The organism is Halomonas sp. 113 (assembly GCF_904067645.1).
Classification (GTDB): domain Bacteria; phylum Pseudomonadota; class Gammaproteobacteria; order Pseudomonadales; family Halomonadaceae; genus Vreelandella; species Vreelandella titanicae.
In genome coordinates this window covers 4473764-4490269 of sequence record NZ_LR881453.1, presented here as the reverse complement: position 1 = coordinate 4490269, position 16506 = coordinate 4473764, and the positions used below count along the sequence as shown (strand labels likewise).

Annotated in this window: 16 protein-coding genes; 15 read left to right on the top strand and 1 reads right to left on the bottom strand. The window is 57.0% G+C overall.

Features of this window, described 5'->3' with window-relative positions; genetic code table 11:
• The first annotated feature begins 26 nt into the window (after positions 1–26).
• The 6 genes from YERSI8AC_RS21045 to YERSI8AC_RS21020 all read left to right on the top strand — a co-directional run bounded on the left by YERSI8AC_RS21045 (position 27) and on the right by YERSI8AC_RS21020 (position 5907).
• On the top strand, positions 27–1022 hold the full coding sequence (locus YERSI8AC_RS21045) for an asparaginase (protein ID WP_159177486.1): 996 nt from the start codon (positions 27–29) through the stop codon (positions 1020–1022).
• A 77-nt stretch (positions 1023–1099) separates the two neighbouring features.
• The gene (locus YERSI8AC_RS21040) at positions 1100–2101 is read left to right on the top strand and encodes a TRAP transporter substrate-binding protein (RefSeq protein WP_159177485.1); all 1002 of its coding nucleotides are present in this window, start codon (positions 1100–1102) and stop codon (positions 2099–2101) included.
• A 62-nt stretch (positions 2102–2163) separates the two neighbouring features.
• The gene (locus YERSI8AC_RS21035; RefSeq protein ID WP_022521622.1) at positions 2164–2685 is read left to right on the top strand and encodes a TRAP transporter small permease; all 522 of its coding nucleotides are present in this window, start codon (positions 2164–2166) and stop codon (positions 2683–2685) included.
• 15 nt (positions 2686–2700) lie between these two features.
• Positions 2701–3975, top strand: coding sequence for a TRAP transporter large permease (locus YERSI8AC_RS21030; protein ID WP_089691839.1), 1275 nt, complete (start codon positions 2701–2703; stop codon positions 3973–3975).
• A gap of 40 nt (positions 3976–4015) precedes the next feature.
• Positions 4016–4483, top strand: coding sequence for a RidA family protein (locus YERSI8AC_RS21025; protein WP_159177484.1), 468 nt, complete (start codon positions 4016–4018; stop codon positions 4481–4483).
• Between the two features lie 23 nt (positions 4484–4506).
• A complete protein-coding gene (locus tag YERSI8AC_RS21020; RefSeq protein WP_159177483.1) occupies positions 4507–5907 on the top strand; it encodes an amidase in 1401 nt (466 codons plus the stop codon).
• Positions 5908–5920: 13 nt separating this feature from the next.
• Here YERSI8AC_RS21020 and YERSI8AC_RS21015 read toward each other — a convergent pair whose 3' ends face one another.
• Positions 5921–6970 carry a LacI family DNA-binding transcriptional regulator gene (locus YERSI8AC_RS21015; RefSeq protein ID WP_159177482.1) on the bottom strand — a complete coding sequence of 350 codons (1050 nt, stop codon included), beginning with the start codon at positions 6968–6970 and terminating at the stop codon, positions 5921–5923.
• A 194-nt stretch (positions 6971–7164) separates the two neighbouring features.
• On the opposite strand from YERSI8AC_RS21015, the gene ltnD reads away from it, so the two are divergent.
• From ltnD to YERSI8AC_RS20970, 9 genes are all read left to right on the top strand, one after another.
• Positions 7165–8097 (top strand): L-threonate dehydrogenase, encoded by a 933-nt coding sequence (ltnD, locus tag YERSI8AC_RS21010; RefSeq protein WP_159177481.1) that lies wholly within the window; start codon positions 7165–7167, stop codon positions 8095–8097.
• A gap of 4 nt (positions 8098–8101) precedes the next feature.
• Positions 8102–9400 (top strand): 3-oxo-tetronate kinase, encoded by a 1299-nt coding sequence (gene otnK / locus YERSI8AC_RS21005; RefSeq protein WP_159177480.1) that lies wholly within the window; start codon positions 8102–8104, stop codon positions 9398–9400.
• A complete protein-coding gene (gene otnC / locus YERSI8AC_RS21000) occupies positions 9397–10056 on the top strand; it encodes a 3-oxo-tetronate 4-phosphate decarboxylase (protein WP_022521629.1) in 660 nt (219 codons plus the stop codon). Before otnK ends, otnC begins: the two co-directional genes overlap by 4 nt.
• Before the next feature lie 43 nt (positions 10057–10099).
• Positions 10100–10897, top strand: a complete 798-nt coding sequence (gene otnI, locus YERSI8AC_RS20995) for a 2-oxo-tetronate isomerase (protein ID WP_159177479.1) — start codon at positions 10100–10102, stop codon at positions 10895–10897.
• Between the two features lie 77 nt (positions 10898–10974).
• Positions 10975–11937, top strand: coding sequence for a D-erythronate dehydrogenase (gene denD, locus YERSI8AC_RS20990; RefSeq protein ID WP_159177478.1), 963 nt, complete (start codon positions 10975–10977; stop codon positions 11935–11937).
• Positions 11938–12041: 104 nt separating this feature from the next.
• Positions 12042–13061 carry a TRAP transporter substrate-binding protein gene (locus YERSI8AC_RS20985; RefSeq protein ID WP_159177477.1) on the top strand — a complete coding sequence of 340 codons (1020 nt, stop codon included), beginning with the start codon at positions 12042–12044 and terminating at the stop codon, positions 13059–13061.
• A 60-nt stretch (positions 13062–13121) separates the two neighbouring features.
• Positions 13122–13685: a TRAP transporter small permease gene (locus tag YERSI8AC_RS20980; RefSeq protein ID WP_009285964.1), complete on the top strand. Its 564-nt coding sequence runs from the start codon at positions 13122–13124 to the stop codon at positions 13683–13685.
• A complete protein-coding gene (locus YERSI8AC_RS20975) occupies positions 13682–14959 on the top strand; it encodes a TRAP transporter large permease (protein WP_138799267.1) in 1278 nt (425 codons plus the stop codon). The genes YERSI8AC_RS20980 and YERSI8AC_RS20975 overlap by 4 nt, the downstream gene beginning before the upstream one ends.
• A gap of 63 nt (positions 14960–15022) precedes the next feature.
• Positions 15023–16483, top strand: a complete 1461-nt coding sequence (locus YERSI8AC_RS20970; RefSeq protein ID WP_138799268.1) for an aldehyde dehydrogenase family protein — start codon at positions 15023–15025, stop codon at positions 16481–16483.
• Positions 16484–16506 lie beyond the last annotated feature (23 nt).

Genomic DNA, 16506 nt, shown 5'->3' with positions numbered 1-16506 from the left:
GCAAAGCATAAAAGATGAGAACCTGAATGACCAAAAAGCACATCGTGGTATTGACCACGGGCGGCACTATTGCCAGCAAGCCCAGTGATTCAGGCCGAAGCCAGTCAGGGGAGCTAAGCGGCGAGCAGCTGCTGGATCAGGTAGCGCTGCCGCAGGGTGTCGACGTCACGTTAGAGGTGATGTCGATCCTGCAGAAACCCAGTAATGCCGTCACTCTCGCCGATCTTGCTGAACTCCATTGCCAGGGGCGGAGAGCATTGTCGCGAGCCGATGTGGACGGTCTGGTGATTACCCACGGTACCGATACCTTGGAAGAGACCGCTTACTTTTTATCGCTCACGCTGCCAGCGGATAAACCTTGTGTGATCACCGGTTCCCAGCGGGCGCCTCACCAGTTAGGTACCGACGCCTTTAAAAATATCTGCGATGCCATCGTGGCGGCGGTTAGCCCCCAACTGAGTCAGCTTGGCTGTGTCGTGGTGTTCAACGAGTCGCTGTTTGCTGCGCGCTATGCCCGCAAGGTGAGCAGTTTCCAGTTGCATGGATTTGACGCCCCCGGTGCTGGTGCGCTGGGGTATATCGACGGGCAACGGCTCAAGCTTTATCACACGGGAACGGCGATAGCGCCCCCTATTGAAAGGTGGGATGCCCCGCTGCCGCGTGTCGACCTACTGCCCGCCTATCTGGATGCTTCGCCCACGCTGTTGAAAGCCTGCGTAGAGAGTGGCGCGAAGGGGGTGGTGATCGATGGCTTAGGCCGGGGCCACGTGCCACCTGGCTGGATGAACGAAATACGAGCATTGGTTAGCACAGGTGTCCCTGTAGCGGTCGTGAGTAGTTGCGCTCAAGGGCCGGTGAACACCAGTTATGAGTTTAGCGGCAGCCTGGCTGATTTGGTCTCGGCTGGGGTGATCACGCTCAACGATATCAGTGCACGCAAGGCAAGGCTTGCACTTGCCTTGCTGCTGAGTAGTACCCCGCGCGAAGCGCTGGGGGATGCGATGGAACGCTTAATGGCGTGAGCGGCCTTTTAACCTTGCTCAACTGCAATAACAGGAAACTAAAAAGCAATTCCCCATAATTAAATAAGGTGCTGGACATGAAACTAACGCTGACAAAAGCCACCCTCTCTGCTGCTATTGCCGTCGCTTCTCTAAGTGCGGCTCAACTCCATGCGGCCGACTATACCTTCAGCTTCGCACACGTGTTGATTGAAGAAACGCCGAACGGCCAGGCGGCGCTGCGCTTTAAAGAGGAGGTAGAGGAGAAGTCCGATGGTCGTATCGAGATTAACGTGCTGCCGGCCGCTCAGGTGGGTGGCGACGTTGAAATCATAGAGCAGATTCAGATGGGCCTGGTCGATATCGGTATTCCACCCACGGCCACGCTGGGCAACTTTGAGCCGCGCATGCAGATTTTGGATCTGCCGTTCTTAATTGCCGATTACGACACCATGGTGGAAACTCTGGACGGTGAAGTGGGTCGCGAAATCCTCGACACCCTGAACGGCCATAATATGTACGGCGTCAACTTCTGGGGCGCAGGTTTCCGTCATATCACCAACAATGACCGCCCGATCGAAACTCCCGAAGATATGGACAGCATCCGCATGCGTACCATGCAGGCGCCGATTATCATCTCCACCTATGAAAACCTGGGGGCTAACGCCACCGCAATGGCTTTCACCGAGGTTTACAACGGCCTGCAGCAGGGCGTGGTGTCGGGGCAGGAAAACCCACTGGCCAACATTTACACCATGCGTTTTCACGAGGTGCAGGATTATCTCTCGCTGACCAATCACGCCTACCACGCCTATGCGGCGGTAATAAATCAGGACTCCTGGGATTCACTGCCGGAAGATCTGCAAGCGGTCATGCTGGAAGCCTTCGATAACGGCCGAGACACGTCCCGTGCGCTAACGCTGCAGGACGAAGAGACCATCATGGAAGAGATCAAAGACGAAATTGCGATCAATGAGCTCACCCCAGAGCAGCGCGACGCCTTTATTGAAGCCAGCATGCCGGTGCACGAAGAGTATGAAGATATCGTCACCACGGAGTTGCTGCATAAAGTATATGACGCTGTGGGTATCGAGTATTGATCCAACGGGTCTACTAAGGCCTGGCTCCTCTCTTCTTACCCCTTTCAGGGTGTGGATATCTCATGTTCGAAGCGCTCAACAAATGTCTTGATCGCTTGGAAAGTGTGGCGATGGTCGTTTTCATGTCGATTGCGACCATCCTCACTACCATCCAAGTCGTGTATCGCTACGGCTTTAGCGGTTCGCTATTTTGGGCTGAAGAAGTCGTTATTTACTCCATTATCTGTATGAGTTTTATAGGTGCCAGTATGGGGGTGCGCCATGGCACGCATATTTCGGTGGATGTGCTGAATGCCATTGCCTCGCCCGCTGTGAACCGCTGGCTGCACATGATCGCAGCACTGATCGGTATCGTGTTCGCTGGCTTCATGACCTATTACGGCTTTGTTCTCTATTTCAGCACGTTGGATCGCGGACAGTTAACCGCTGCACTTCGCCTGCCGATGGCATGGTTCTATCTGCCGATTGGCGTTTCCGGTGTACTGCTGATTCTGCGTTATCTATGGGTAATCAATGAAGTCTGGAAAAAGCCTCCGGTGAGTCTCTCCGAAGAGCTTGTGGCTGAGTCGGATAAGCTCATTTAACCCTGGAGGGCGACCATGATTACTGCATTATTACCGATCTTTTTTGCCGTTCTACTGCTTGGGCTGCCAATCTTTGCTTCCTTGGCATTGGCGGTGTTTCTTGCCATTGAATTCTTTGGCGCTACCAATCCGGTAATCGTGCCGATGCGCATGTTTACCGGCATGAACAACTTCTCGCTGATGGCGATTCCGTTCTTTATTTTGGCGGCGGAACTGATGCGGATTGGCGGGCTTTCCGACCGGCTGATCAATCTTGCCAAGGCGCTGGTAGGGTGGGTGCCAGGCGGCTTGGCAGCAGCCACGGTGCTGTCTTGTCTCTTCTTCGGGGCCATTTCTGGTTCAAGCCCGGCCACGGTGGTGGCCATTGGCTCGATCATGTTCCCGGCGCTTGTCGCTGCTGGCTACGATAAACGCTTTGCGATTGGGTTGATCGCTACCGCCGGTACCTTGGGGCCGATCGTACCGCCGAGTATTGCGCTGATTATCTATGGCTCAGTGACCGGTACTTCAGTGGGGCGGCTGTTTGCAGCGGGCCTGCTGCCTGCCATTGTGATTGCTTCGATTCTCATCGCCTACTGCATCGTCTTTAGCAGCATCAAAGGCTATGAGCGCGCCCCTTTCCCCTCGCTGAGGCAAATCTTGGTAGCCTTTAAAGATGCTGCCTGGGGCCTTGGCCTGCCGGTGATTCTGCTGGGGGGCATCTACAGTGGCGTCTTTACCCCGACCGAATCGGCGGCGGTCGCCTGCGTATATGGCCTGTTTGTCGGCATGGTGGTTTATCGCACCATTAACGTAACGGAACTGGTGGGTACGCTAAGAAGCTCTGGGTTGATTTCCGCGACGCTGCTGCTGATTACTGCGGGTGCCTCTGCCTTCTCTTGGCTGCTCGCCATTACCGGTACGCCTAGCCAGTTGGCAGGCGAGGTGCTGTCGTGGACAGACGATCCGTTTCAGGTCATGGCGCTGTTTAATGTCGTGATGATCGTTGCTGGCTTCTTCCTCGATAGCGCCTCGGCCATCATTGTGCTCTCGCCACTGCTGCAACCGATTGCGGCCCAGGTAGGCGTGGACCCGGTACATTTTGGGGTGATCACGCTGATCAACTTCTCGGTGGGCATGATTACGCCGCCGGTCGGGTTGAACCTGTTCGTCGCTATGTCGATCTCCAAGATGTCGCTGCAGGAAGTATTCAAGGCCTGTTTGCCGCTGATTGGCTTGATGCTATTAGCGCTGATCATCATCACCTATATACCGTGGCTAAGTACCTGGCTGCCCTCGTTAATCTATTAACAGCTGGTTTAATGAAGCTAAACAATAAGGACAACGAACCATGAGCAAAACGATTGAACAAGCGGTGGCGGAGCAGGGCCTTACGTTACCGGCGATTCCAAGGCCGCGTGGCATGTTTCTGCCCTGGTCTCAGTTGGGCAGCCAGCTGTTTTTAGCCGGGCAGATTTGTGAGCGTGGCGGTGATGTTCTCTATCCCGGTAAGGTAGGGGCTGAGTTCGATCTTGAAACCGGCAAGCTGGCGGCCCAGGCGTGCGCCTTGAACCTGCTGGCCTCGCTCAGCAATGCCCTTGATGGCGATTTTTCCCGCGTGGTGCGATGCGTGCGCATGAATGGGTTCGTCAATGTGGCGCCGGGCTTTCATGATGTGCCGTTGGTCATTAACGGCGCGTCCGAACTTTTTGTCGCGCTGTTTGGCGATGCGGGGCGTCATGCTAGAACCGCCATTGGGGTAGCGACACTACCCGGCAATGCGGCGGTGGAAGTCGAAGCGATTTTTGAAGTGCGTTAAGCACCCACAGAGGTACGTAAAGCATGCAGGATTCACCCATTTTTCTACCGTTGCGTGAGCAGCGCGAGCGGCTGCGGGCGGGCACGCTGACCGCTACCGCGCTGGCCGAAGCGGCAATCGCTGCTTATCAGCAGCGCGGCAAACACGACCACGCCTACCTCACCTGGAACGGCGAGCAGGCACTGGCAATGGCAAAAGCTGCCGATGCGGTGCTCGCCCAGGGTGGTGATGCGGGAGCGCTAATGGGCATGACGGTATCGATCAAGGATATCTACGCCGTGACTGGGCTACCCACCTATGCGGGCTCTTCTCAACGCCTGCCGAAGCGCTGGGAGCGTCTCGGCCCGGTGGTGAGCACGCTATTGAAACAGCTGCCTTCTGTGATGGGCAAAACCCACTCCGTTGAGTTTGCCTTTGGCGGCTTGGGCACCAATGCCCATTGGGGAGCACCACGCAACCCCTGGGATGCACATCAGCACCGCACGCCTGGCGGCTCCAGCTCCGGCGCGGGTGTTTCTTTGGTGGGCGGCACGGCAAGTTTGGCATTAGGCACCGATACCGCCGGTTCAGTACGTATTCCCGCCTCAATGACCGGCGTAGTAGGCCTGAAAACCACCGCGGGGCGCTGGTCGACCGAGCAGATTGTGCCGCTTTCAAGCACGTTGGATACTCCAGGGTTACTGGCGCATCGGGTAGATGACCTTGCTTTTGCGTTCGATGCGTTGGATGGCGGCCTTAGTGGTCAGGATGATCGAGTGCCAGCAACGCCAACGCTTGCCGGGTTGACCTTTGGGATGCCCGAAACGTTTTTCTGGGAAGACTGCAGTCCAGGTGTCGCGGAAACCGTTCGTGCTGCTATTAAGCAACTGGAAGCCGCCGGGGCGCGAATAGTGACCCTCGAGTTGCCCGGCATCGACGAAGCGTACGAACTCTTCAAGCTGGGCGGTGTGGCTGCGCCGGAATTGGCAGCGTTTCTAAACACCGAGCTACCCGAGATGATTGACTCCCTGGATCCTAACGTCGCCGCCCGCGTTAAAGCGGCAGATGACATGCCTGCCTGGGAGTATGTGCGTCGTCGCACGGTGCTGGACTCGCTTGCCGCCTCTGCTGCCGCTCGCATGGCCGATGTAGATGCAGTCCTTACTCCCACGGTAGCGATTACCCCGCCCACTATCGAAAGTCTCGAGCCAGAAGGCGCCTATCCCAAAGCCAACATGCATGCTCTGCGCAACACCGTGATCGCTAATTTCCTAGGCCTGTGTGCCTTAACGCTGCCGGTTGGGAAAGACGCCGCAGGTATGCCCGTTGGCCTGCAAGTGCTGGCCGGGCCGTGGCAAGACGCCAACCTGCTGGCAATCGGTCAGGCAATTGAAAACGAGCTGGGATCAGGCTTGGAGATTCTTGGTCAACCGCCAGTGATATGAGCGCTGAGGCGGCCTAAGTACTCCCGCCGGTTTGGAGCGTAAAGCCCACATCGTGCTGGCGGCGGTAGACGTTTTTACCGCTTAGTCGCCGAATGAGTTCTTTGGCGGCTAAGCGGCCCATCTCTTCTCTGGGTGAAAGAATGGTAGTGAGCTGAGGAGTTACGTGCTGACCAAGGGGCAGGCCGTTAAACCCGGCAATGGCGATATCCCCTGGCACGTTTAGCCCTTGACGTTGAGCAGCTAGCAGGGCGCCTGCCGCCAGGTCGTCGTTGGCAAAGTGAATGGCTTGGGTATGAGGGTATTGCGCGAGCACTTGGGCCAGTCCTTCAGCGCCCGCCTGTAGGCTGCCCAGGGTATCTAGTTCCAGTAGTGGGGCGTCGATTCCTTTCTCCTTTAGTACCGCTTTATGGCCTTCGTAACGCATGCTGGCGCGATAATCCTGCGAGAGCCGGGCGCCTACATAAACAATCTGGCGGTAGCCTTTTTCGATAAGATGGCCGGCCATGCAGCGACCTGCCGCCACGTGATCCAGGCCAACGTTAAGATCCATGCCTTTGCCCAGCTCCATCACCTCCATAATGGGGTGATCCCAGTTCGCCAGCAACGTATGACACGCCTTGTTATGGCGCAGCCCAGCGGTGACCAGTGCAGAGCATGACCAGCCCAGAAAAGTACGTACCAACTGATACTCGCGGTCTAGATCGTAGTCGGTGTTACCTAGCAGTATCTGGTAGCCCTCGGCTTCCAGCGTCTCCTGCAGCCCCTTGATGACTTCCACAAACACGCTATTGATCAGTGACGGCACGATCACGGCAATCAGCCGTGATCGGGATGAGGCCAGACTACCGGCTACCAAGTTGGGTACGTAGCCCAGTTTCTCTACGGCTTGTAGAACACTCAGGCGTGCACTATCGCTGACCTTATCAGGGTTGTTCAGTGCTCGAGATGCGGTAATCGGTGATACCCCTGCCGCTTGCGCCACTTGGCTGAGCGTGACTTGGTCGGAGCTTCGGCGCTGCCTAGCAGGGCTGGGAGAGGCAGCGTTGGGGGAGTCTTTAGACATTGGTCGCACGTCCCTGATTTTCAGCTTGTCGTAACGCCAACAATAATCTAAAACGAATGGTAGCGCTATCATGACAGCGCTACCATTTAGCTTCTAATTGCACCGCGACGATAGCAACAAACACAACAACGTTCTCAGTAACAGTCTCAACAGCCGTCTCAACCACTGTCTCAACAACAAAGAGGTGCCGTTAGGTGAGCCAACACGATAAGCAATCACTTCAAGTAGGTCTTATTGGCCTGGGCGCCATGGGCATGGGTACGGCCACCGCTTTGCTCAAGCAGGGATTTAATGTGACCGGGTGTGATATTTCCGCTGGGGCACGCGATGCCTTCGCGGCAGCAGGGGGGCAAAGCGTAACCACTCCTGCCGAGCTGGCTCACTGCCATATCGTGTTGGTGGTTGTCGTTAACGGGGCGCAGGTTGAGCAAGTGCTGTTCGGTGAACAGAGTGTGGTAAGCCACTTGGCCCGGGGCAGTCTGATCATACAGTGCGCCACGGTGGCGCCCAGCCAGGCCAAACAGCTTGGTGAGCGTGTGGCGGCAGAGGGTTTGCTGCTGCTGGATGCGCCGATTAGCGGCGGTGCTGCTAAAGCCAAAAGTGGTGAACTATCGGTAATGGCATCCGGGGCAACGGAGGCATTTACCTACGCCGAAGCAGTGCTAAACGCTATGGCTGCCAAGGTTTATCGCCTTGGCGATGCGCCTGGCGTTGGCTCAAGTATGAAACTGGTCAATCAACTGCTGGCAGGTGTGCATATCGCCACCGCCGCTGAAGCCATGGCGTTGGGCATTCGTATGGGGCTCGACCCAGAGGTTATTTATGACGTCATTACCCACTCGGCGGGCAACTCCTGGATGTTCGAAAACCGCGTGCCGCATATCCTGAGTGGTGACTACACGCCGCTTTCGGCGGTGGATATCTTCGTCAAAGATCTCAACATCGTGCATCAAACCGGCCGCGAGCTGGCATTGGCAACACCGGTAGCGTCCAGCGCTCTGCAGCAGTTTACCGCTGCCAGCGGTGCAGGTTTTGGTCGCGAAGATGACTCGGCAGTGATTAAAGTCTACCAGCGGTTATCGGGCATCGCGTTGCCAGAAGCTGCCAACGACGCCCAGGGAGCCTAATAAAATGGGGATGGGAGCGAACATCGTACTGGGCGCTATTGCCGATGACTTCACTGGAGCGACCGACCTTGCCAATAACCTAGTGCGCGGCGGTATGCGCTGCCTGCAGGTGATTGGCGTGCCCCAGCAAGAAATCGACCTCGCTGATATCGATGCAGTGGTCGTGGCGCTGAAATCGCGTTCCTGCCCAGTAGACGAAGCCGTGGCGGACTCACTGGCTGCCCTTGAGTGGCTTCGCCAGCAGGGCGCCCGGCAGCTGTTCTTCAAGTACTGCTCCACCTTTGACTCCACCGACCAGGGCAATATCGGCCCGGTGGCGGATGCGCTGCTGGAAGCCCTGGACGCGTACCAAACAGTGATGGTGCCCGCCTTCCCGGTTAACGGCCGTACGGTCTACCAAGGCCATCTGTTTGTGGGCGACCGCTTGCTCAACGACAGCGGTATGCAGCACCACCCACTGAACCCCATGCAGGACGCGGATCTCGTGCGAGTACTCGCCCGCCAAACGCCGCACCCGGTGGGCTTAGCCAACCGCGCGGTGCTGGTTCAAGGCGCAGAGGCGACCCGCACTCACTTAACGATGCTGGCAGATCAGGGGGTTCGCCATGTGATCTGTGATTCCCTGGATGAGCAGGATCTGGATGTACTTGCCGAAGCTACGGTTGCGATGCCCTTGGTCACCGGCGGTTCAGGGCTAGGGCAGGCGTTGCCCGCCCAGTATCGTGCACAGGGCTGGCTGGGCACGATCAGTGAGCCGGGGCGTTTATCGCCTGCCTCGGGCGGTGCACTGGTGCTCTCCGGCAGCTGTTCCCGTGCCACGCTGGCACAAGTAGCGGATTTTCTGGCCAAGCACCCTGATGGCGGCTTCGCCCTTGATCCCTTGGCGTTGGCTGAAGGAGGACAACAGCAGGAAGAGGCGCTGGCCTTTGCCCGCAAGCGCTTATCTCAAGAGGCGCCGGTACTGCTCTATGCCTCGGCTGATACTGAAAAGGTTAACGCCGCCCAGCAAGCTCTTGGCGTTGCGCATGCGGGTGCGCTGGTGGAAAAAGCATTGAGCCAACTGGCAGTGACGCTGGTTAACGAAGGCGTGGGCCGGTTGCTGGTCGCCGGGGGCGAAACCTCCGGCGCGGTGGTCTCGGCGCTGGGCATTGCCACCCTGCGCATCGGCGAGCAGATCGACCCCGGCGTACCCTGGACCCAAGCCCCTCTAGCCGGTCGCAATGCGCCGCTGTCGCTGGCGCTGAAATCTGGCAACTTTGGTGGCGTCGACTTTTTTACTCGGGCGTTTGAGGTGCTGGTATGAGCATCCACTTGCATCGCCATCCCCAGAACAGTTTACGTGAGCAGATCAGCACTCTGGGGAAATCGCTGTTTGACCGCGGCCTGACCATGGGCTCTAGCGGTAATATCAGCGTGCGCCTGGACGATGGCGGCTGGCTGATGACACCCACTAACGCATGCTTGGGGCGGCTGGATCCTGCGCGAATCTCTCATTTGGACAGTAACGGCCAACTGATGAGTGGCGACTCGCCCACCAAAGAGCAGTTTTTGCATATGGCGATGTATGAGGAGCGCCCGCAATCCGGCGCGATTGTGCACCTGCACTCCACTCACTCGGTGGCGGTCTCTTGCCTGCCGGGCGTAGATCCCTGCGACTGCATACCACCACTCACTGCCTACTACGTGATGCGAGTGGGGAAACTGCCGCTGGTGCCGTATCACATTCCTGGCGACCCCAAACTGGGCGATGCAGTGCGGGGGTTAGCGGGCAAACACAGCGCGGTATTGCTGGCTAACCACGGCCCGGTGGTGGCGGGTAAAAACCTCGAGGCAGCGATCTACGCCACCGAAGAATTGGAAGAAACCGCCAAGCTCTACCTGCTGCTACGGGGTGAAAACCCGCGAGGGCTAACGCCGGAACAGGTGGCGGAGCTGGAAGCGCGCTTTCCACGGGATTAACGACGTACTTAACAATGACGTACTGAACAACAAGAGCACCACGATGATTCGATTAGCCGCCAACCTCAGCATGCTGTTTAACGAGCACGCCTTTATGGATCGCTTTGCCGCTGCTGCGAAGGCGGGCTTTAAAGGCGTTGAGTACCTGTTCCCGTACGCCTATGCCGACGATGAGTTAAGAGATGCGCTGAACAAGCACCAACTGGAGCAAGTGCTGTTTAATCTGCCGCCAGGTGATTGGGATGCAGGTGAGCGAGGCTTGGCGAGCTTGCCGGGTCGAGAAGGAGAGTTTCGTGACTCGGTGATTGAAGGGCTACGTTACGCCGAGGCGCTCAACTGCCCTCGGGTGCATGCCATGGCGGGGCTGCTCCCGGAAGATGCCGATGCCGCGACCCAGGCTGAACACCACGCCACCTATATCCGCAATCTGCATTTTGCTACGGAAGAGGCGGCGAAAGTTGGCCGAGAGATACTGATCGAGCCGATTAATACGCGCGATATGCCCGGCTTTTTTCTCTCTCGCCAGGCCCAGGCCATGGCGGTATTGGAAGAGGTTGGGGCAGAAAATCTAAAGCTACAGTTTGATCTCTACCACTGCCAAATTATGGACGGCAACTTGATTCGCCACCTTGAGCGCCAGTTCAGCTCCATAGGGCATATTCAAGTCGCAGGCGTACCCGGGCGCCACGAACCGGATGTGGGGGAGGTGCATTACCCGGCCATCTTCGAGCGCTTAAGCGCGCTGGGCTATAGCGGCTGGATCGGCTGCGAGTATCGCCCCCAGGCCGACACTCGCGCGGGGCTGGGGTGGGGCGAGGTGTGGGGCCTAACCACACACTGATCGGCACTATCTGCTCGACTCCCACTGATCGGCCCCAACTGAATGAACAATAACAACACTACAACAGGATCCTCACGATGCATATTGCCATTACCGGTGCTGCTGGGTTTCTCGGCCAGCGTTTAGTCAACCAATTGCTTGAACGCGGTGAGCTTCGCCAACAGCCCATTACGCGCTTGACACTGATTGATCAGATCGAAGCGCCGCAGCCTGCAGCGGGAAGTGTTGCTGTGACATCAGTGGCGCTGGATATTACCCAACCCGACGCACTGGATAGCGTGTTAGAGCAGCGACCTGATGTGATCTACCACCTGGCGGCGGTCGTAAGCTCCGCCGCAGAAGCCGATTTGGAACTCGGTATGCGGGTTAACTTCGATGCCACACGGGCGCTGCTGGAAGGTTGCCGGGAGCAGGAGCTATCCGATACTCGCTTGATTATGGCCAGCTCCGTGGCGGCCTACGGCGGTGAGTTGCCGGAGGTACTGGATGATATGACGGCACTCCATCCGCAAAACTCCTACGGTGCACAAAAAGCCATGTGCGAGCTGCTCATCAACGATTACAGCCGCCGAGGGCTCATTGATGGTTTAGTGCTGCGCCTACCGACGATTGTGATTCGACCCGGCCGCCCTAATGCTGCGGCCTCCAGCTTTGCTTCCAGCATCCTACGTGAGCCGCTCAAGGGCGAAGAGGCGGTTTGCCCGGTGCCTACCGAGCTGCCGATGTTTGTGATGTCACCGGGCAAAGTGGTGGCGGCGCTGATTCATGGTGCGGAAGTGCCGAGCGAAGCCCTGGCCTCTTTTCGCGCCTTTATGCTACCCGGCATTACCGTCACGGTGGCCGATATGCTGGCAGCACTGCGCGATGTGGCCGGCGAGAAAGCGCTTTCGCTGGTACGCCATGAGCCTGACCCGCGCATTGAAGCCATTGTGGCGAGCTGGCCTGCGCGTTTTGAAACCGCGAAAGCCAAGCAGCTTGGTTTTGTGGGCGACGACAACTTTAAACAGATTATTGATGCGTTCGTTACTGAACCGTCGTGAGTTCCGGCCTGCCACCCGAGGTAGGCAAAAGCCTGGGGCGACGCTAGCAATAGCGTGTGTCGCTCCACACTCCACCCTCACAACAACATAAAGAGGGCACTTCAATGACTAAGCAACACTCTACAAAGACACCCACAATTACACGCCATGCCCTGGTGGCGGCGATTAGCGGTATTGCTACCGTTGGCATTGCACTACAAGCCCATGCGGCGACGGAAGTGAACCTGGGGCACACCCTTTCTGATAGCTCCCACTACTCAGTGGGTGCAGATGCCTTTAAAGAGGCGCTGGAGCGTTTGTCTGATGGCGAATTTACGGTAACCGAGCACACCTCGGGGTCACTGGGCGGCGAGCGGGAGATGATCGAAGGTTTGCAAATTGGCACTGTCGATGTGGTGATTACCTCCACCGGCCCGCTAGGTAACTTCGTTCCCGAAACCTATGTGCTCGACCTGCCGTTCCTGTTCGAAAACTACGACCAGGCGCGCTGCGTGCTGGATAGTGAGCTTGGCGACGAGCTACTGGAAAAAATGGGCGATCACGATTTGATCGGCCTGGCTTGGACAGAGAATGGCTTCCGCCATTTGACCAATAGCCAGAGAGAAATTGCCACACCAGCAGATGCCGAAGGCCTGCGCGTTCGCACCATGGAGAACGAGGTGCATCAGGAGGCTTTCCGTCAGATGGGTGCTCGGCCAACGCCGATGGCCTTCCCGGAACTGTTCACGGCACTTCAACAGGGTACCGTCGATGGCCAGGAGAACCCGATTACGGTCATCGTCGCCACCAACTTCTGGGAAGTGCAGGATTATCTCTCATTAACCGGGCACGTCTATTCGCCGGCCATCGTCCTGGGGTCGCCGATTCTGCTAGATGGCTTAAGTGACGAAGAGCGTGGCTGGTTTAGGGAAGCTGCTGTCGCATCTGCTGAAGCAACCCGTGAAGAGGTCTCGCGGCTAGAGCGTGAAGGCGTGGCGCTGCTGGAAGAGAATGGTATGACGGTAAAGACCGACATTGATGTTGCTCCTTTCCAGGAAGCGGTTCAGCCCGCCTATGAGATATTTACTTCTGAGTACGGCACCGAAATGCTGGAGCGCATTCAGGACAAAGCCAGCAGTTGCTGAGCGCTTCTTCCTCCCCGGCCTTCGGCGTAGCCGGAGGCCGCTTTGGCATGGTGATCTCTTATGCTAGCGGTATTTCTTCGTTTTGAGCATCAGTTAACCCGGCTTGCAATGCTGATTGCAGTGGTGATGCTGGCGATATCGGTAACCCTCAGCTTTTATCAGGTGCTCACCCGCTTTGTGTTTAACGCCCCTTCTACCTGGACGGAAGTCGCCTCCCGCGCTGCCATGATCTGGTGCGTATTTATGGCCGCTGCCGCCACCTTTCGGGGCGGTTACATGATGGCGGTGGAGGTCGTTTATAAAGTGGTACCTGCGCGTTTTCTCACTCTTTTAGAGGTGCTCATTGTGGTGTGCTGCCTGCTGGTGCTTGGGGTGCTGATCCATTACGGCATCCAAATGACGATGCGGGTGAGCAATCAAACAATGTCGGGAATGAATATTTCGATGTCGTGGGCCTATGCGGCGATTCCCACGGGTTCAAGTTTTGCCATTGTGGCTGTTGCGGCTCGGCTTTTAGCGCAGCTCAGTGGACGTGAAAAGGTAGGGCCGGAGAATAGCGAAATTACTCCTGAGAAGGCGTTGGTTGAAGATGGCCATCTCCCTAAAGGAGGGGCGCAGTCATGAATATGGTTATTGGCCTGTCGCTGATCATTCTATTCACCTTCGGCGTGCCGATCGCGATTTCGATTATCCTGGCGTCAATTATCGGCATCGAATTCTTTACTCGCTTGCCACTGTTGCTGGTGCCGCAGCAGATGTTTATCGGTATTGATAAATTCCCGCTCATGGCGATCCCATTTTTTATTCTTGCCGGGAATTTGATGGCCGCAGGGGGCATCTCCCAGCGCTTGGTGGACTTAGCCAAATCTATCGTGGGGAAGGTGCAGGGTGGCTTGGCCATGTCCTGCGTACTGACCTGCATGATGTTTGCGGCGGTGTCAGGCTCCAGTGTGGCCACCACCTTCGCGATTGGCGCCATCCTGATTCCGGCGATGGTGAAACATGGCTACCCAAAGCCATTGGCTGCCTCCATTCAGGCGTCATCCGCTGAGCTGGGTGTGCTTATACCCCCGTCGATTCCTCTCATTCTGTATGGCGTGAGTACCGATACGTCCATTGGCCAACTGTTCCTCGCCGGCATTGGCCCCGGCATATTGATTGGCAGCGCGCTGATACTCTTTCTCTACCTGTTTTGCAAGGTGCGCGGTTACGGCAAGGACGACTATAAAGACAGCACCGGATTTATGATCTCGGTAAAGCGTGCCTGGGTGGCCATGCTAATGCCGGTGGTCGTGATTGGCGGTATCTATGGCGGGATATTTACCCCGACTGAAGCCTCCGCCGTGGCCGTGTTTTTTGCCCTGATCGTGGGCGGTTTCTACTACCGTGAACTGAAGGTCGATGACCTGTGGCCGATTATGCGCCAGAGCGTGATCTCTACCGCCGCCGTTATGTTGATTATTGCCGCGGCCTCGCTATTTAGTTTTCTGCTTAGCCGCACGGGGCTACCTGCACAAATCGCCACCCTGGTCACCAATACCATCAATGATCCTCTGATGTTTTTGCTGGTGGTCAATGCATTGCTGTTGGTTGTCGGCATGTTTATCGAAACTTCCGCCGCTATTCTGGTGTTGGCACCGATATTGACCCCGATTGCAATGCAGTTTGGCATCCACCCCGTCCATTTTGGGCTGGTGATGGTGGTTAATCTGGCGCTTGGCATGATTACGCCGCCGCTCGGCGTAAACCTCTTTGCTGCCTGTGCGGTTGCCAAAATCTCGATCGATCAAATGCTGCCATGGCTGGTGCGCTTTGTGCTGGTGGTATTGGCCTGCCTAATGGCGATTACCTATATGCCGTGGATTTCCATGGGGCTGGTGACTGCTTTTTACGGTTAATTTTTTACTGAATCCTGTCGCTTTTTAGCATTACCCGAACAATGACAATTAAAGGAGTGCGATATGCAAGATGCATTAGTGTTACCGCCTCAGCAGGCGCTGATTGGTGGTGAGTGGGTTGATACGGCCACTACCTTACAAGTAGAAGCACCAGCTTCGTGTGAGCCTTTGGCACGTATAGCACGTAGCCAGGAGGGTGACGTTAAGGCAGCCGTTGAGTCGGCACACCAGGCGTTTTCCGGCCAATTGGGCGAGTGGGCGAGTTGGTCTGCCCGGCAGCGCAGCGAATGGTTGCTACGCTTTGCAAATATTATCGAGGCGCATCACGAGCAACTGGCACAGCTTGAGTGTGCTGATACCGGGAAGCCCATGACTCAAGCCAGGGGCGATATTGGTGCCTGCGCACGCTACTTTCGCTTCTATGGTGGTGCGGCGGACAAGCTCCACGGTGAAACCATCCCCTTTGAGACCGACTTCGCGGTCATGACCCTGCGTGAGCCCTACGGCGTGTGTGCGCAAATTATTCCCTGGAACTACCCATCGCAGATCTTCGGGCGCTGTGTGGCCGCGGCGCTGGCCGCGGGTAACACCGTTGTGCTCAAGCCCGCGGAGGATGCCTGTTTAAGCGTACTGCGTTTAGCGCAACTGGCAGTGGATCATGGCCTTCCGGCGGGTGCACTCAACGTGGTGCCAGGGCTTGGTGCTGAAGCGGGCGCTGCCCTTGCTGCCCACCCAAACATTGATCATCTCTCCTTTACCGGCTCGCCAGAGACCGGCACCCATGTCGCCCAGGCGGCCGCGCAGCACCATGTACCCGTCACCCTGGAACTTGGCGGTAAGTCTCCCCAATTAGTGTTTGCCGATGCGGATATTGATGCCGCGCTTCCTGCGGTGGTGCGCGGCATTATTCAGAATGCCGGGCAGACCTGCTCCGCAGGCAGCCGTTTGCTGGTGCAGCGGGAGATCGCTGAGAGCGTGGTCGCTAACCTCAGCGAGCGCTTCGCTGCACTGCGCTGTGATGCAGGCGAAGCGGATGCTGACTGCGGCCCACTGATCAATGCGCGTCAAAAAGCCAAGCTGGAAGCGCGTTTGGCGGCCGCCGAAGCCGACGGTATTCGCGTGGCAGCAAAAGGTCAGTTAGCCGCAAGCGCGCCAAGCGGCGGCCACTTCGTAGTGCCTCAACTACTCACCGATATTCCCGAAGGGCATGAAGTGCTTCAAGAAGAGTTGTTTGGCCCAGTGCTGGTGGTGCAGGTGTTTGAGGACGAAGCGGAAGCTCTGGCGCTGGCTAATGCTACCGATTTTGGCCTCTGTGCCGGTATTTGGACGCGCGATGGTGGTCGCCAGCTCCGTTTGGCTAAAGGTATTCGCAGCGGTCAGGTATTCATCAATAACTACGGTGCCGCCGGTGGTGTAGAGCTACCATTTGGTGGCGTTGGGCGTTCCGGCCATGGCCGAGAGAAAGGCTTTGAAGGTCTGCGTAGCTATACCCGAATTAAGACGGTTGCTATCAAGCACGACTAATCACCATTAATGGAGCAATGACA

Excerpts from the sequence above, each read along its gene's own strand:
- YERSI8AC_RS21045 (WP_159177486.1), top strand. The coding sequence starts at position 27 with ATGACCAAAAAGCACATCGTGGTATTGACCACGGGCGGCACTATTGCC.
- YERSI8AC_RS20975 (WP_138799267.1), top strand. The coding sequence starts at position 13,682 with ATGAATATGGTTATTGGCCTGTCGCTGATCATTCTATTCACCTTCGGC.
- otnK (WP_159177480.1), top strand. The coding sequence starts at position 8,102 with ATGGGGATGGGAGCGAACATCGTACTGGGCGCTATTGCCGATGACTTC.
- YERSI8AC_RS21025 (WP_159177484.1), top strand. The coding sequence starts at position 4,016 with ATGAGCAAAACGATTGAACAAGCGGTGGCGGAGCAGGGCCTTACGTTA.
- otnC (WP_022521629.1), top strand. The coding sequence starts at position 9,397 with ATGAGCATCCACTTGCATCGCCATCCCCAGAACAGTTTACGTGAGCAG.
- YERSI8AC_RS21015 (WP_159177482.1), bottom strand. The coding sequence starts at position 6,970 with ATGTCTAAAGACTCCCCCAACGCTGCCTCTCCCAGCCCTGCTAGGCAG.
- denD (WP_159177478.1), top strand. The coding sequence starts at position 10,975 with ATGCATATTGCCATTACCGGTGCTGCTGGGTTTCTCGGCCAGCGTTTA.
- YERSI8AC_RS21030 (WP_089691839.1), top strand. The coding sequence starts at position 2,701 with ATGATTACTGCATTATTACCGATCTTTTTTGCCGTTCTACTGCTTGGG.
- YERSI8AC_RS21040 (WP_159177485.1), top strand. The coding sequence starts at position 1,100 with ATGAAACTAACGCTGACAAAAGCCACCCTCTCTGCTGCTATTGCCGTC.
- YERSI8AC_RS20980 (WP_009285964.1), top strand. The coding sequence starts at position 13,122 with ATGCTAGCGGTATTTCTTCGTTTTGAGCATCAGTTAACCCGGCTTGCA.
- YERSI8AC_RS20985 (WP_159177477.1), top strand. The coding sequence starts at position 12,042 with ATGACTAAGCAACACTCTACAAAGACACCCACAATTACACGCCATGCC.
- YERSI8AC_RS21020 (WP_159177483.1), top strand. The coding sequence starts at position 4,507 with ATGCAGGATTCACCCATTTTTCTACCGTTGCGTGAGCAGCGCGAGCGG.
- otnI (WP_159177479.1), top strand. The coding sequence starts at position 10,100 with ATGATTCGATTAGCCGCCAACCTCAGCATGCTGTTTAACGAGCACGCC.
- YERSI8AC_RS20970 (WP_138799268.1), top strand. The coding sequence starts at position 15,023 with ATGCAAGATGCATTAGTGTTACCGCCTCAGCAGGCGCTGATTGGTGGT.
- YERSI8AC_RS21035 (WP_022521622.1), top strand. The coding sequence starts at position 2,164 with ATGTTCGAAGCGCTCAACAAATGTCTTGATCGCTTGGAAAGTGTGGCG.